This is a genomic window from Pedobacter jeongneungensis, assembly GCF_000633455.1.
Lineage (GTDB): Bacteria > Bacteroidota > Bacteroidia > Sphingobacteriales > Sphingobacteriaceae > Pedobacter > Pedobacter jeongneungensis_A.
On the sequence record NZ_AYMG01000032.1, the window covers coordinates 36,572 to 52,216 of the forward strand.

Genomic DNA, 15,645 nt, shown 5'->3' on the forward strand with positions numbered 1-15,645 from the left:
AAGGATAGAAGCGGTACCCCACAGGAACGAGGAGTACAAGCGGATAGCCTGGTTTCTTTTCAGAAACGCCCCAACTTTTAATTTATCTTCATGTTTTGTTTATTCACTTTATCGAAATTGATGTTAACGATTTCCTTCGATTGCTCGTTTTGCTGCTTTTGGTCTTTGAGTATTGAACCATTTGTTTCAGAAGTTTTATTTATTGAATTGATAATACGATTTTCAAGCATGTTGGCATCGGCTTTAAGTTTTCTTAAAGTGTCTATTTTGTCCCAGGTTCGACCCTTCTGATTCTCTAATAGATTGATATCCTTATATTCATTTGCAAGTTTTGCCTTGTAATTTTGTGCAAGACCATTACATTTTTCTATCGCATTTAAAAAATACCTTGCTGCTAATGCCAGGTTTTCATTAGGCAGGCCATTAGAGTATGTATATTCAACAAAATTTCGTTTTCCGAACATTTCATAGTCATTACCCATATTATTCTTTTTGATGTATAGGTCAAATCCATAAAGCTCACCAATCTTGGTTGGCAAAACTAATCCATTTGATTTTGCTTGCTTGTAGATATCCAATATTGCAAGACCTGCCTCATCAGATTTGGCAAACTGACGGCCTTGGATAGAAATGGGATTCATCTTTGCACCGGTTTTACTATCGATTTTAAGTTGTGCTGAGTATGTTTTTGAATCCTCATTTAATGATTTAAATACTTTTTCAGTCTTAAGAACATGCTCTTTCATCTGTTTTAATTTCCACTCTAGATCTATTTGACCAGCTGTAAAAGATTTTTTTTCTGCCTCCAGTCCTGCAATTTTTTTATCCAGCTTAAGCTTTTCCAATAAATCTGTATTACCGGATAGAACAGCCACATATTCTTTGAATGGAAGACCAGAGCTTTCGTCTAGGGCACCTTCATCAACAGTTCTGACTGAAAGTGTATTGTTTTTAACCTGGTCGATAAAAAGTTGCTTATTACGAAGTAGATTGAAACCATAAGCATCCAAACTTCTATCTACCGCGTAAACATAAGTGTGAACTTTGTTATCAAAATGCAATTTAGCAACTTCATTTCCTTGTCGGGGTCCGCGACCATGCCTTTGTTCAAGATCCTTTGGCGTCCATGGAACATTTAGGTCATGCATGGCAACAACTTTTGTCTGAACATTAGTTCCGGTTCCCATTTTCTTTGTAGATCCAAAAAATACACGGAGTTCTCCAGAACGGACTTTTTGAAACATTGCCTGGCGAGCTCTGTCAGTCTTAGCATCATGTACAAATGCAATTTCATTTGCTGGGATATTGTAATCTTCAACTAACTTTCTTTTTAGCTCCGCATAAACATTAAATCTGTCAGATTTACCTGGAGTACCAAGATCGCAAAACACAAGCTGGGTTCCTTTACAAAAGTCTGATTTTTGATACCAGTCACTTATGTTTTTAGCCGCTACAGATAATTTACTGCCGGGATCATCACTGTAAAAAGGAGCTACAAGCCTCATATCTACGGCCATGTTTCTTGCCGTATTTGTAGCAATAAGCATTTTTGCAGTTTTTTCTCCCTCGGTAAGTTCATGCCGATGAATTAGTGTAGCATCTCCATTTTGTGCAAATTCAATCAGGTTTTGAGAAAACTGTTCCTGATCCTTTGTTAGTGGTATATTTACAAGTTTAACAACATTATCCGGTCTTTCGATCTTTAGGTCTTTTTGGGATATGAAATGGGTAATTTTGCTATAAAGCGAGCAAAGCTCCGGGACTTTAATAAAAGTTCGGAATCGCTCTTTCATAATGAGCTGGTTGGTTACAGATACCTCATATTCAGTGGATTTTTTTGTAAATACACTGGCCCAGCTATCAAAGTTGTAGATATTTTGTTTTTCTAAGGTTTCAGGGGCAATATATTTGAATATGTTATATAGTTCGGTAAGCGAATTAGATATGGTTGTTCCTGAGTAAAAGGAAATCCCTTTATCTGCTCCGTGGTGAGCCTGGAGCGTCCTGGCAGCAACGAGCATATTAAAAGATCTCTGGGAACCAAAGGTGTTACCTAAACCGGCAACACGACCATGACGTGTAGTGAAAGCTAAATTTTTGAATTCGTGGGATTCGTCTACCGCGAGATGGTCGATACCTAAGTCCCTAAAATCGGGGATATCAGTATCTTTTTTTAAAGACGCGATTACTGTTTCGAGTTTAACAATGAGATTTGCCTCACGTTTTACCAACCCTTTGAGCATAGCCTTGCTTACTTCCCCACCTTCTTGCTTAACTAACTCTATATCTTCTTGAACCTGTTTCAATTCTCTGGAAAGTAAAGCTTCTTGAATATCTTTTGGTTGTGGGATCATGCCAAACTGCTCATGTGTTACAATAACACAATCCCAATCATTATTTTTGATCATATTAAGAAAGCTTAGTCTTTTTGCCTTTGTGAAATCTGCGTCGCCGGGAAAAAGAACTTTAGCATCAGGAAAGGCCTTTATATAGTCTTTAGCAACATCAGCGGCATTAGCTTTTAAACAAGCGATCATAGGTTTTTTTGCAAAACCAATTTCTCTCATTTTTTGTGTCTGTAATGCCATAATTAATGATTTACCTGCTCCAACTGGGTGATCACAGATACCTCCGCCATTTAATACCAGTTTCCAGGCTGCATCCTTTTGATGCTGATTTGGTATAAAGTTTTCTAGCCCTTTGAACTGTAAATGCTCGCCATTTGACCTATGAGTTGAAAAACAGTTGAACTTAGCGTTATAATTACCTGCAATGTGGTCCTTTTCCTGATTTGATAAGGCAGCCATAAACTCGCCAAATCGGTTTGTAATTTCTTCTATTTTTAGGGCAACCTTTCTCATGCCCTCGTGATCAGCGGCACGAACTGGATTTCCATCCAGGTTGTAACCCACTATACGAGTTAGATAAGGAGAATTAGATACTAATCCATATTCAAGTAATTGAAGTCCATCAAACTTTCCGCTTTCCGTTCTTACTGCATAAGCCTCATCAATAATTGAATTGGAGCCGCCATATTTCTTTTCAGCCTTGAATGTATCAGATCCTTTAAGATAAACAACCTTGATATCTTCTTCAAAAAGCTTACTTGCAAACTCTTCATAATACTTTTTATCGAGCCATCTTTCTCCAAGGTTGAAGTCTAGTTCTTCAAACTGTATTTTTTTCGGTAAAACCTTCAGAAGTTCAGAATACCCCTCACCTTCTGGTGTAGAAATATCATTTAGTGAAATCCTGGGGAAGTTAGATTGATAATAATTTAACTTTTCATTTATATTTCCACTCAAAAAAGCATCTTTATATTGGAATTCTGACTTCTTAAAATCATAATATATAAATCCTTTAAGCTGTTTTAAAAGTTGATCAGAATCATTAACCCCGGAGTGTAACTTAATGAAATCAAGATCGACTTTATTAAGACTATTTACTGAGAGGAAAAGTGCATCGAGTGGTGAAATAGTCTTAAATGTAGAAGAACTAAATGCGACGGGATGACTGAATAGATCTGCAGGTACATAAATAAATTCCTTATTCTCGTTAACAGATCTTTTCTCCATCGCATAACTCTGCGAGGAAAGCTGATCATAATTTATTAGGGCTTTACTTCTTCTATCGTTTAGTCTACCATAATTCTCAAAATAAAACTGGTACAGACCAGCTGCCTTATCTCTTAATTCAGGATTCTCAATTTGTTTTTGTTTTTCAAAATCATATAATTCGTTGAACGCGTCCCTCAGTTCAATATATGCTTTTGCATGGTCAGGGTTTATCTTTGTATCTAATGGAGAAAAGGTGGTTTTACCTTCAAATAAATCGTCTTTTTTTAGATGGCCGGGTTTTCCATCCTGAAGAATTAGAACACCATCGGAATACCAGGGTTTGATCTGGCCTGAGAATACAGCATCCCTTGAATTTCCCAATTCGAGGATAGGGTTAAAAAGATCAAATTGTAAGCCGGCAGTTGCTTTTTTCACCGGATTAGGGTTATCCTGTGCCTGGGCAAAAAGATCTAAAGAAATATGCTGACTTTTTGCTTTGAACTTGGTAAAGTCATAATTAAGCTTTGCACCCAACAGATCTGCGATCTGTTCCACAGTTCCACTAAATTCTAATAAGGCAGCAGCCTTACCATATAGGTCGGTACCTAACTTTACCTCATCTGCTATGTAGTTATTATTTTCCTGGTAGAAATTGAAATAAGAGTTTACATTTCCGTACCGAGTATCATTTTCCGTACTCGCCAAAAGCAAATCTTCATTGGACAGGTTTAGTTTTTTGTCATTCTTTTGAAGAACAATTAAATCAGATGAAACCTCGGTTCCGGCATGTTCATTGAATAATTTGTTCGGAAACCTTGTAACACTTACAATATCAGCTTTACTAAGCATGAATTTACGGATACTTTCATTCCCTGGGCTATTCAGGAAGGAGGCGGTTACAATAAAAGCAAGAAACCCTTTATCTTTTAACATGTCAAGATTCTTAACAAAAAAGTAATTGTGTATCCGGTTTGTTGATTGTTTGACGATAGGCCTTTTATCCTTCAGGTACTTTTCATCAAAAACTTTAGCGTCACCGAAAGGAATATTTGACATTGAAAGATCGAACCGGTTTTTGAAGAATTCCATACTGTTTGCATGTTTCTCAAAACCACCTGTAAATAAGTTGACAGGCGTAGTTCCGTTTGCACCAGGTTTATAAAGTCCCTTGATAATGTACTTGGCTTTTAGAATTGAAGCGGTGAGCTGATCTTTTTCGACCGCATAAATCTGTTTATTACTTATAGCGCTACCTTCAGTTTCTAAAATAGAATCGATGAATGCTCCGGATCCTGCTGATGGTTCCAAAATCAACTTCGGTTTAAAATTCGCGATTACTGTTTCGGCAATGATGTTCGTAATAGATTCTGGAGTAAAGAAAGCACTTAAAACACTATTTCTTATACTATCATAGAAAGTACCAGCTTGTACCTTGTTAAATGAATCCATCTGGACACAAAGTTGGTCCAGTTTTTTTTTATGTTCAAATAAGTTGAGGGAGGATTTAGACCATTGGGTTGGATCATCAGAAAGTAAGACTTCTTTTATACCACCAAAACCTCGATACCGGTTAAGTATCTTAATTTGCTCTGAAATGGTTTCTTTTCTTGGGGTGTTTCTGTGGATATCGAATGCTAATGATATAGCGGCCAGGTTATCCTGGATTACTAGATTTTTATTAAATGCCATCGGGCTTGGGTATAGTAAAATAAAAAGAACAGTCTTTTAGGCTGTTCTTCCAAATAGGGTGTAGAATATTATTGTTTATTATCTCTGGTAAGTTTTTTTGAACTTAAGAAGGAATTGCGCGATGTGTGGAAGAATCAACTTATCGATAGCATCCATCTCACCTGTGAAGTTGTCCATGATTTTGTTATAAACTGAGTCGGTCATTAATGCGAGTTCATGAAACATCGCGTCCGATTTTTTATCGTCAATTAAATGATATTCCTTAGGATAATGGGTCATCATAAGGTATTCTAAGTGTTCAACCCTTGAAAATTCTATACCTTCAAATAGTGCAGCAAAAGCAAGCTCTTTTGCTCCTTCATCAGATGCTCCTGAAGAGAGTGACAAGGTATATTCAGTCTCGGCCAGGGATGATCGTAGCGTAAGAAACTGATCAAGGGTATCCTGAGCTACCATATTTAGATAAAAAGCTTTGTTGGCCCTGGTTAAATAATTTTTTAACTTCCATTTCCAGTAGCCAGAATCAACCATGTTATTATTATTTTCGTTTTTCATATTGTGTGTTAAATTTTCAATGCTTTATTTAATTTGCTGAAATCTAATATTTGCGGCTCCCCCTCTTTTTTCATTTCCACTTTCCTTCCGTTAATAGCTTTCAAATCATCATTAAAGTCGGATTTTATAGCTTTATGGATTGTTAGAATATTTTCTAATTTAAGTGTTTTAATCAGGACATTATTGAATAGTTCCATATACTTTGGATTTTTAGGAAACTCAATTTTGTAATCACCCTGGTCATTTACTTTAGTTTGAATTTTAAATTGATCTGCCTGAGAATTTTCTTTAGAAATAAGGGCATTGATCTTATCAAGATTTTCGATAAGATCTGGCTTAATCTGTTCCAATTTCGCAGTATTGAAAAATAGAAATGAAAGATTATTATTGATGTTGTTACTTGCATAAGCCCTTGTGATGGCCAATGGTTCAGATGACTCACTTCCTAATCTTCGTATGAACTGAAAATCATAAACATGTCCGGACATATCATTGTCGAATGCTAAGGTGAATTTAAAGTCCTTATCAAGCTTATTAATATTTTTTAGCTCTTCAGGAGTATTTAAAATCGCCGTTAACTGTTCAGCTGTAAGCTGGCCACCGGTGCTTCCATAAATATTCGTTGGCAAACCATGTAACTGGTGGTAACTCATTTGATCTATGAAGGACTCCCCCACGATTAGATTTTTAACCTTGTTATCATTGAGAGCTGAAAAACCTACACCGGATGATCGATCTGATCCTTCCGAATGGCTTTTGAACTGGGAATTTCGTACTTCAAGACCAACAGCTGTATCGTTAAGAATAGAAGTCGTATAAATGAACCCAGTGTTTGTTAAAGTTGTTCCAGTTTCGAAATTTACTTGTTGGTTTACCAGTTTCGGAGCAAATAAAGGATCCTTGATTATTTTAGGATCTATCATTCGTTGTTTAATCAAATAATAACTATCGTCCAAAGGTCTAACATTTAATGTATCCAGAGAAAAGAAATTTCGTTCTCCAGCTTTTTTCATTTTAAGATCCTGAGGAACGTAGTTTGAAATCTCTTTCTTTTTTTCGGGCGAGATATTCAGATAATCATAACAAACATTATTCAACAGCATATAAAACTTCGATGGATCTTTTTCTGTATTGAATTTCGCAAAAATTGTATCTGCCCTATCTTTGATAAATCTTAAAATATTTCCTCCGGCATCAGTATTATGTTTTTCTCTATACATCCTGTGATCCGGGTTAATAATAATAGAATCACCTGTTTCGCGATGGACCAATGAAGGCCACTTCATGCCGTCAGCCCGGATAATATCATAGCCATGGTAGACCGCGAAGTCTACCAAGTCTATTTCTTTTTTGAAGTCATCAAATGATTTAGCCATTATTGTTCGTTTTTATCTTGCTCAATCAAGTTTTTGTTTCTGGATTTCCATGCCCGTCTCATCATTAAAATAAATACTATAAAACTGGCTGGGAAAACAACCCACTCAATAAAGTCAATAACTGAAATTTTCAATAGAATAGATAATAACATTAATAAACCTCCTCATTTAAATTTTCATCGGTTCCAGGAACATCATTTAGTTCCTCCAGCTGTGAAGTGCTCATTTCAGTTAGAGTAGCTGTATCCCTTCCTTTATCAAGTAATAAGATTTCGTTAACCACTATTTCTACAGACTTTTGGGTAGCTCCATTGCCATCTTTGTATTCATTTGTAAAAAGCCGGCCTTCAATGTTTATGTAGGCTTTACCTTTCACATAGTCTCTAATTATTTCCGCATTTCTTCGCCATGCAACTATCTTATGGTAATTGGGTCTGGTTTCCATAATGTATTTTCCAGGTTGGGCAGGATCAGCCCTTTTTACCACGTCATTAGTAATCAGCGAGAATGCTGCAAAGGGTATTTTTTCGGTTCCTACTGAATTAAAAATTGGATCTTTTCCTACAAATCCGATTAATGTAACTGTGTTTTTTGTGCGTCTCATAAGATGTGTTTAAATTAAATTTTTGGTCCTTTAGAAGCTTTCGGGGATAGCTTGACAATATCCTGAGTAGGTTTCATTGTCGTTTTTTTCGTTTGTGTGGTATCTTTTACTTTATTTGATTTTTCTTTTCCTGTACTTTCCTGAATTTTTTCAGACTTCTTAACGACCAAGTTATTTCTAACCGGATCAAACCTAACAGAGAAGGTTCCCTTCTGCTCTCCCCCATTGAATGTTGGATTTTCAATATTAATACTTTTACCTGATTTTAAAGAAGCAAAATCAGCTGGAGGAATTTCAACACTATAAATTGTAGTGTTAAACTTGAAAGCTTTTGGTGCTCCCATGTTACGCACTATAACCTGATTTGTTTTGTCATCAAGCTTCGCTAGATAGTTTTGCTCTTTTTCGGAACGGATAGGATTGGGACCGTCCGGATTTTTAATTAAAGGCTTATTAGTGAATGATAAAGTCTCACCTGAGAGAAGTATATCTTTTTCACCATCTTTAAGTTTATAGCCTCCCTGAAGCCATTCTGTTATCTCAGGCTTGGGTAAAACTTGTAAAAACTTAGCTTCAACGGTATTATTTTGGCCGCGTTGCAGATAGAATCTCCCTTCAAGATCTGAAGTTTTTCCGGCCATATTGGTGTATGTAAATTTATGGATACCTTCAGTATAATTACCCTTTTCAAGATTGTATTTATCGCGTGGCGATAAAGAATCTATCGGAACCCCATAGATAGTCCCTGCTATTTGGCCAACCAAATTTTTTAATGGGAAAGGAATTGGTGGGGTTGTTTGTTGTGACTTGGAAACACCATTTGGTTTTTCCTGTTCGTTGGCAGTGCCTTGTTTTTCCATTTTATTTGAGTTTTGAGTTTTTGAAGGGAATTCCGGTTTCGATTGTTTGGGGTTTTGCTGATCGGTATATTCTTGTAATATAATCTCTGATTCAGAAACCGTAATTTTGCCGTCGTTGGTCAAAGCATCTCCTACTTTACTTGAAAGTGTTGGAGCAAGACCTGAAAGAGCTGAAGCGTGTTGTTGTTCCTGCTCATTTAATAAATTTGAATTCATATATTTACATTTATTAAAAATATCAATACTACCAAAGTTAAATTAAAATTTTCAATAAGCAAAAATGTTAGACTTAAAAAAAAATATTGCAATAGTATTAGTGACAACTATATCCGTATTTTCGTTGACAATAATTTTTATTAAAAATACCAATTACAATTTTACCAAATCAAAATATACAATACTGAAAGAAGACAGTTTAATACTTGCGAACCTAACATTGAGGTCTGACCTGGCTCTTAGTCAAAACCAACTAAAGGCCAATTCAAATAACTTTGAAAGCGAAGAAGAAAAACAGGCAGTTCTTACAACAGTCCATGATCTAGAGCGGAAAATTTTAACAAGGGCTAAAACATTTTCGGAACTGAAAGTTGTAGTCGATAATATACAGCTTACATCACCCAACTTTGTGAATTTCCCAACCATCATACCTTTGAAACCAGGCACGTACAAAAGATTATCATCTCAGTTTGGCCTAAGAGAACATCCAATCTTAAAGGTAACTAAATTTCATCAGGGATTAGATATATCAGCCCCATTTGGAACAGTTGTTTATGCTCCGGCAAATGGTGTGGTTAGGGAAGTAAATGATAATGCAAAAGGCTATGGTACAAAAATCCTGATAGAGCATCAGTTTGGATTTAAAACAATATTTGGACACCTTTCCAGCTGCTTGGTAAAAGCAGGTGATGTGGTTAATGTGGGCCAGCCTATTGCAAGGGTGGGATCAACTGGGCTTTCAACTGGCCCACATCTTCACTACGAAATTTTGAAAAACGATTATAAAGTGAATCCTATTGAGTTTACTAGGATAACAGAAAGAAAATTGAGTACTGGTTTATAAATCAACCAAATATCCTATTGAAGTTAGCTTCCATAGCTTCAAAAAACTCAGTTTTTTTCCTTTCTTCTTCAACAATCTGATCCGCATAATAATTGGCGCTTTCGTCCTCATCCGCAGGCTCCATAATTTCGTCGGTTACTTCTTCTATAGCAGTGTACAAAGAAATTTCACCATTGTCTGGGGTAACAATCCATAGTGGATTGAATCCGTTTGAAATATAAAAATTCAAAAGCGATATGAAAGATTCTATCCTTCCCTTTCCTCCGAACTCTAATTGGTGTATTTTATTTTGATTTAAACCACACTTCTGGGCAAGTTCAGTCTGAGAAATATCCTTATCTAAATTGAGAACGTTTTTGCTGTAATATTTGCGCAACGTCAATAGGCGCTGGCCCAACACGTCCGGGTCTATCATTTGTTCTTTTTGGTTCACAGAATTTTGTTAGAGAAGTAAAATATATGCATTTTATTCCCGAAATTAAGATATTTGTTTCAAAAAATTACTATCCTAAAGAAAATCTAGGCAGAAATAATACCTAATGCCTCCATTTCCTGTTGTATTAGTTCTTTTACATCCTTCTTGATTTTTGCAAAGTTTTTGGCTAGGATATCATCCGTGATATCTTCACCTTTGGCATTCAGAAAGTCTGATTTTTTGTATTCAGGTCTATTGAGGTTGTGATATTGATTATTACTAGGGTGCTCTAGTCGCTCATCACCTAACATATCCATGTCAGCATGACCCTTAGCATATCTAACAGGCAGTGGATTTTTTCTTGTATCAGAAAGCCTTAGAACAAATTCGCCTTGTGATAAACCACTTATTTTACTTGCCGGGATTACATAATCCATTTGTGTACTTTCGGAGAATGAAACACCGGAATTCGAAATACTATTCGAGTGCCTTCTTTGAAGGACTTTCCCGAACATTTCCTGCATATCCTTAGCTGTCTCAGCCATTACACGACCACTAACCATATTTCCTACAGTATTCCTTACAGTATCTGCAACTTTTTTCCCATAATCTTTAACAAGTTGGGCCATATCCTGGAAACCTAAAAGTACAGCTACTTTGTTGCTCCGTGCCGTCGCAATTAGGATGTCGATATCCTTTACATAAACGGTAGCTAACTCATCGATAGCAAGTAAGGTAGGTTTATTTCCAGGCCTATTCACCTTTTTAACCACCTGTCCCATGATCATCGAAATTACAGCACCATAAGTTTCACGGCGCTGTTCATTGTTAACCAGGCACAAATACTGAGGATTTTTAGGGTCAGATACAAAGGTACTGCAGTCATTTCCTGACAAAGCCCAATAAACCTTTGCTGTAGCAAATCTTGCCAAAGAAATTTTCGTTGTCGCAACCTGGCCGGACAATTGTTCACCGGCTCCATCATTTACAGCATCAACAAATGCACTGAAAGCAATTTGTGTCGCCGGATGGTTAGCCAGAACAGAGAAAAGGTCATCTCGTTCGTAGTTCAGAAGGCTAATAACATGCGGGAGGGAGCAACAATTACCGAGTTTCGCCAATTCGCCATTTTCCTCTTTACTTTTCAAACTTGTATATCTCAGGAAAATAATCAATGCACCTAGTAAAGCTTTTGAAGATTCTGAGAAGAATTCACCTTTTTTTTCTATCCAGCTACGGTTCAAACTTTCCAAAAAAAGAGTTGCCATGTCGTTACAGTCGGCTTCATCTTGGAGTAGATCGGCTGATAATGGATTAATTCTAACAGATCTACTTGGATCATCAATATCAAACACATTGAAAGTAGGTTTTACATCTTTGAAATTAGGATGAGCCAGGATCTTCCTTTTGTTTTTTATGAGATAGCGATAAACCAGGTCCGAAAGCTCGCCCCTCTTGAAATCATAAACACACATTGTCCAACCCTTTAACATTGATTGACGTATGAATTCATTGATAAACACAAAAGATTTACCGGTTCCAGGATTACCGGTGACTATATTTCCAGCAAAAGGTAAAACAAAATTCCAATATGACCTTCTTTTCTTCGGTCCATAACAAGCCGGAATATATATAGAATCTTCATCTCCTATTTTAGTTTCTACCTGATCAAATTCCTCTTCTATATCATTAAACTTATCTAATTTACCCAACATTTTCCTATAGCGGTAAAGCTGGTAAAGCCGGTTAATACCAATATTAAAAAATGTAAATGAAACCAGAGTTACCAAAACATATAATACGCTACTTGATAAAATTATTCCGGGCATACGAAACAATGAAAATGAGGCTAAAAAGATTAGTCCACCCGCAAAGGCATAAATTGTATAAATGCCTTTTTTCTCCAATTTCATTTCTTTCTTACCACTGGATCCCAATGCAAAAAGGAAACTAAAGTATATCGCTATAACTTTAAAAATGAGATCAGTCTTGCCAAAAACAGGATTAATGCTTAACATTTTATGTATTCCTTTATCAATCCATGAAGAAGTAAACCCGAACATTTTAAAGGCCGGGTATCCATAAATATAGCTTGATATTAATAGTATAACTATTGCTGCGATAATAGCGAGCTCTGTTGTATTTCTGTGATTTTGTACGTCGTTTGACATAGAGTGTTGCTTTAAATGTTTCTACCTTTTTTCTTTTTCTTATCTGTTTTTGCCTTGTTAGGCCTGTTATCAAAATTACCTGAGCCAAAAACGCTTATAATATCAGCATACGTCTGTCTCTGCTGTTGCTCTTCATGTTTTCTTATAGCGTCAAGGCGAGCAAATTTAAATTCAATGAAGCGTTCTATCATTTTATCCACGAATTCATCAGCCTTGAATTCAGGGTATAATTTTGCCATTGTAGCCAGTGCTTCTTTAACTGAGGTGTTCTGCTGTAAATGTGTCTGCAGCAATTCTTTTTTAAGGAAATTGTTGATGTAAACACTTTCAAGCTTTATTCCCGATTGCTTAAATTGTGAAACATATATATCTCTGATCTCTTCATTAATATACTTACTCAAAACTATTTCATCTGCTTTTCTTGGGAAACTGGCCTGATATTTTTCTACTAGGGCATTAAACACTTCTTCAAAAACATTTTCTTTACCCAGGTTTAAAGCGAAATGACTTAATTGGTCTTTAATCCCTGAGGCCGTTAGAGTTGATTCTAAATACCCCTCATTAGACATTAGCCTATAAACTTGCTCAGCAGATAACCCTCCTACTTTACCATCTGCAATTTGATTCCGGACAAATACTCTTATAGCATTTTCAATGCATAATGGCAGTACCTTGTTTTCTTTGTCCCATTGGATCTTTTCAATTGCCTCGGACAAAAGAACATGTCTTTCTAACTCACTAAACTTATTAAGTGACTCAGAAACGCGAATAAAATCAAAAAATTCATTATGATCAGAATAATCTTTAATCAGTAGATATTTTTCGGTTTCTGGATTTTGGGTAGAAAGAACAGCATAATATTCAGAAAGTGATTTATTTATTACTTCTGATCTTTCAAGTCTGTTTGCTCGTTCTAAAATCTTTTCTCCTGTATAAGTCAGGGTATCGAGAATAAGTTTATCAATATCACCTTTAAAGCCGAAAACTGCTGCAGATTCATTAATTGAGTTGTGTAATGGATCAGCCTTAAAAATATTCGTTAGAGTCTCCTGGGTAAAGGTTCTTAGAACTTCATAAGGTTTCACACCCTCCCCTGCTTCATCTGTTATCTTTTGATTTACTATCTCATTTACTTTTTCATTAATAAATTCAGAAAGCTTCAATGGTGGCACCCGATTCTGCTTTTCCCAAAGCACGATTTCTTCCGCCCCTTTCAATAGTAATTCTTTTTCAATCAATGTTGTTGACTTGAATATACCTGAGGATTCAAGATGTAAAACAAATCCTTCGACTGTAGATTTCTCGTCTATAATCTGAAATAATTTTAACTTCTCGGATCCAACGTTAAGATCTGAATAATAACATTTCAATTCGCCTTTAAGTATATCTTTTCTGTCTGCTACTTCGGCCTGAGCAACCAAATCTTCTTTGATCTTTACAAGCACCTTTTCAAGATGGTGATCATATAATTCTTCCTTTCCAAGTAATTTAAGTTTTTCCTGGAGCAGTGTGATACTGGATAAAGAAGATAGTTTATCAGAAAATTCATCTCCTTTAGACAATAACCTATAATAATCACCCAATTTATTTCCAGCAGCTGCAGTATCCTTATAAGCATCATTTATGATCGTTTTTGCCTGACTTAGGATTTCTTTCTTAACCTTTGAGGACAATGATTTGTCATCATCAACCCAAATAGCCTTTTCAGCCGATTGTTTGATAACGATATCTCTATCTTTTTCGCTAATATTTTGAATCAGCTCGGATTTTTGCAATGAAAGAATGAATCTTTCCCTGGAATCTTTGCCGACAAAGTATTTAACTTGATCATCCGGAAACTTTTCTTGCACATGATCAATATAGCTTTGTATCACATTTTCTATAATCGGCCTTCTTCTTTTTTCATCTTCAATTTGAATACGACTTTCTATGAAGAATTGAATTGTCTGATTAACTTTATCTGAGGTAACCAAACCTGCGTAGCTCGAAAACTCTGGTGTATCTTTTACTTGCTCATATATTTCATTGGCAGTCATCTCATGGGCAACGTCCTTATAATTGTCCTTTAAAAGTTTATTAAAGGACTCAAACACTTCAAAATACTTTTCCTTTTTAGAAATGAATTCATCGATAATAACTGGATCGATTAGTGGTAACTTGAATTTTAAAATTGAAGATACATCCTGGCTGGTTAAAAATAATGATTGAGAGGAGGCCCAATTCTGTAAATCTTTCCATTCCTTCAAACTTTCGACATAAACATCTGTGATAACCTTATCTAATGTTTTTGGAACAATTGTATTAGGTAACACATTTTCACCGGGCACTAATCTATCTTTAAGTTTATTAAAAGAAAGAGATCTATTGATTTCAGTGGCTTTAAAGACACAACCAGATTCAAGATCTAGAAAGGAAAGTCCATAAACCCTTCCATCCTTATATTTATCAAAAAGCGGTTCAATACCCCTCCCATTTAACGCTGTCTTGAACTGTGAATAATTGAATGTTTGGGACTGATCCAAGACATTCATAACTTTTGTATTAATAACCGAAACATCAAAAGATTCTTTGAATTTTTGGTTCTTATCAAATATGTTATCTAAATATGGAATAGAAAAACTGTGGTAGAGGTCAGATGCATGAATAGGTTTATGATCAGGATCATCAACCATTGAAAATAATAACCCTTTGACAGATTTGTCTTCATTTAGTATGGTGGAGGTATGAATGCCTGATAACATTAACAACCTTTTAACATCAGTTAAACTAGTAGGCTTAAAGTGATTTTTTAACTCCTGTGTGGCGCGACCGATAGCAATTTTGACACCTTTTTTTTCAAAAAGATCTTTATATTCTAATTGCTTTTCTGGGCTGATTAAGGTAGTTGATTTCTTATTATTTTTTTCACTGCTAACCTGGGTAAGATTGTATTTATCTTCTAACATTCGCGTAATCTTTTGACTTCTCTTGTATTCGAAAAAATCATTGATTTTGCGGCCATCTTCATCGATATTGACAGTTACAATATGAATATGTTCATGGGGACGATCTGCATGGCGATAAACAACATAAGGTTGGTTGCCATATCCAAGTTTTTCCATGTAGTCCTTGGCTATATTTTGAAAAGTTTCATCAGTTACTTTTTCTCCAGGAGGCAAATTAATTGAGATGTGCCTGGTAGGTTCTTCAACTGAAGTTTCTGCAATTAAGTGCTTGAAAGTAGCACAAAAAACTTCTTTATTTTCAATACTGAAATTATTTGAAAAAATACGCGTAGCAGTGCCATTAGTAACCTTATTTTCGTTATAAAGTACCATACTTACAGGATTTGTACCACTCGATATCTCTGCAATCATTT

9 protein-coding genes are annotated in these 15,645 nt (G+C 35.7%); 1 reads left to right on the forward strand and 8 read right to left on the reverse strand.

The genetic code is table 11. The features are described 5' to 3' along the window. Nucleotides 1-77 precede the first annotated feature (77 nt). The 5 genes from U859_RS0125540 to U859_RS0125565 all read right to left on the reverse strand — a co-directional run bounded on the left by U859_RS0125540 (nt 78) and on the right by U859_RS0125565 (nt 8,857). Nucleotides 78-5,246, reverse strand: coding sequence for an Eco57I restriction-modification methylase domain-containing protein (locus U859_RS0125540; RefSeq protein ID WP_025146090.1), 5,169 nt, complete (start codon nt 5,244-5,246; stop codon nt 78-80). Nucleotides 5,247-5,324: 78 nt separating this feature from the next. After that, entirely contained in the window at nt 5,325-5,801 is a 477-nt protein-coding gene (locus U859_RS0125545; protein ID WP_025146091.1) for a DUF1896 family protein, read from the reverse strand. Nucleotides 5,802-5,809: 8 nt separating this feature from the next. Beyond that, a complete protein-coding gene (locus U859_RS0125550) occupies nt 5,810-7,177 on the reverse strand; it encodes a toprim domain-containing protein (protein WP_025146092.1) in 1,368 nt (455 codons plus the stop codon). Between the two features lie 151 nt (nt 7,178-7,328). Next, complete coding sequence (locus U859_RS0125560) at nt 7,329-7,781, reverse strand: single-stranded DNA-binding protein (protein WP_025146093.1); 453 nt, start codon at nt 7,779-7,781, stop codon at nt 7,329-7,331. Nucleotides 7,782-7,795: 14 nt separating this feature from the next. After that, nucleotides 7,796-8,857, reverse strand: coding sequence for a DUF3945 domain-containing protein (locus U859_RS0125565; RefSeq protein WP_025146094.1), 1,062 nt, complete (start codon nt 8,855-8,857; stop codon nt 7,796-7,798). A gap of 64 nt (nt 8,858-8,921) precedes the next feature. On the opposite strand from U859_RS0125565, the gene U859_RS31355 reads away from it, so the two are divergent. Then, nucleotides 8,922-9,701: a M23 family metallopeptidase gene (locus U859_RS31355; RefSeq protein WP_025146095.1), complete on the forward strand. Its 780-nt coding sequence runs from the start codon at nt 8,922-8,924 to the stop codon at nt 9,699-9,701. A 1-nt stretch (nt 9,702) separates the two neighbouring features. On the opposite strand, the gene U859_RS0125575 is transcribed toward U859_RS31355, so the two are convergent. The 3 genes from U859_RS0125575 to U859_RS0125585 form a co-directional block, all read right to left on the reverse strand. Beyond that, nucleotides 9,703-10,134 carry a hypothetical protein gene (locus U859_RS0125575; RefSeq protein ID WP_162800047.1) on the reverse strand — a complete coding sequence of 144 codons (432 nt, stop codon included), beginning with the start codon at nt 10,132-10,134 and terminating at the stop codon, nt 9,703-9,705. 86 nt (nt 10,135-10,220) lie between these two features. Continuing rightward, nucleotides 10,221-12,287, reverse strand: a complete 2,067-nt coding sequence (locus U859_RS0125580; RefSeq protein ID WP_084153156.1) for a YWFCY domain-containing protein — start codon at nt 12,285-12,287, stop codon at nt 10,221-10,223. An 11-nt stretch (nt 12,288-12,298) separates the two neighbouring features. After that, nucleotides 12,299-15,643: a relaxase/mobilization nuclease domain-containing protein gene (locus U859_RS0125585; protein ID WP_025146098.1), complete on the reverse strand. Its 3,345-nt coding sequence runs from the start codon at nt 15,641-15,643 to the stop codon at nt 12,299-12,301. Nucleotides 15,644-15,645: the final 2 nt, after the last annotated feature.

What these genes read in the sequence shown, in the direction of transcription:
- U859_RS0125540 (WP_025146090.1), bottom strand. Translation starts at nt 5,246, where the DNA reads ATGGCATTTAATAAAAATCTAGTAATCCAGGATAACCTGGCCGCTATA.
- U859_RS0125545 (WP_025146091.1), bottom strand. Translation starts at nt 5,801, where the DNA reads ATGAAAAACGAAAATAATAATAACATGGTTGATTCTGGCTACTGGAAA.
- U859_RS0125550 (WP_025146092.1), bottom strand. Translation starts at nt 7,177, where the DNA reads ATGGCTAAATCATTTGATGACTTCAAAAAAGAAATAGACTTGGTAGAC.
- U859_RS0125560 (WP_025146093.1), bottom strand. Translation starts at nt 7,781, where the DNA reads ATGAGACGCACAAAAAACACAGTTACATTAATCGGATTTGTAGGAAAA.
- U859_RS0125565 (WP_025146094.1), bottom strand. Translation starts at nt 8,857, where the DNA reads ATGAATTCAAATTTATTAAATGAGCAGGAACAACAACACGCTTCAGCT.
- U859_RS31355 (WP_025146095.1), top strand. Translation starts at nt 8,922, where the DNA reads ATGTTAGACTTAAAAAAAAATATTGCAATAGTATTAGTGACAACTATA.
- U859_RS0125580 (WP_084153156.1), bottom strand. Translation starts at nt 12,287, where the DNA reads ATGTCAAACGACGTACAAAATCACAGAAATACAACAGAGCTCGCTATT.
- U859_RS0125585 (WP_025146098.1), bottom strand. Translation starts at nt 15,643, where the DNA reads ATGATTGCAGAGATATCGAGTGGTACAAATCCTGTAAGTATGGTACTT.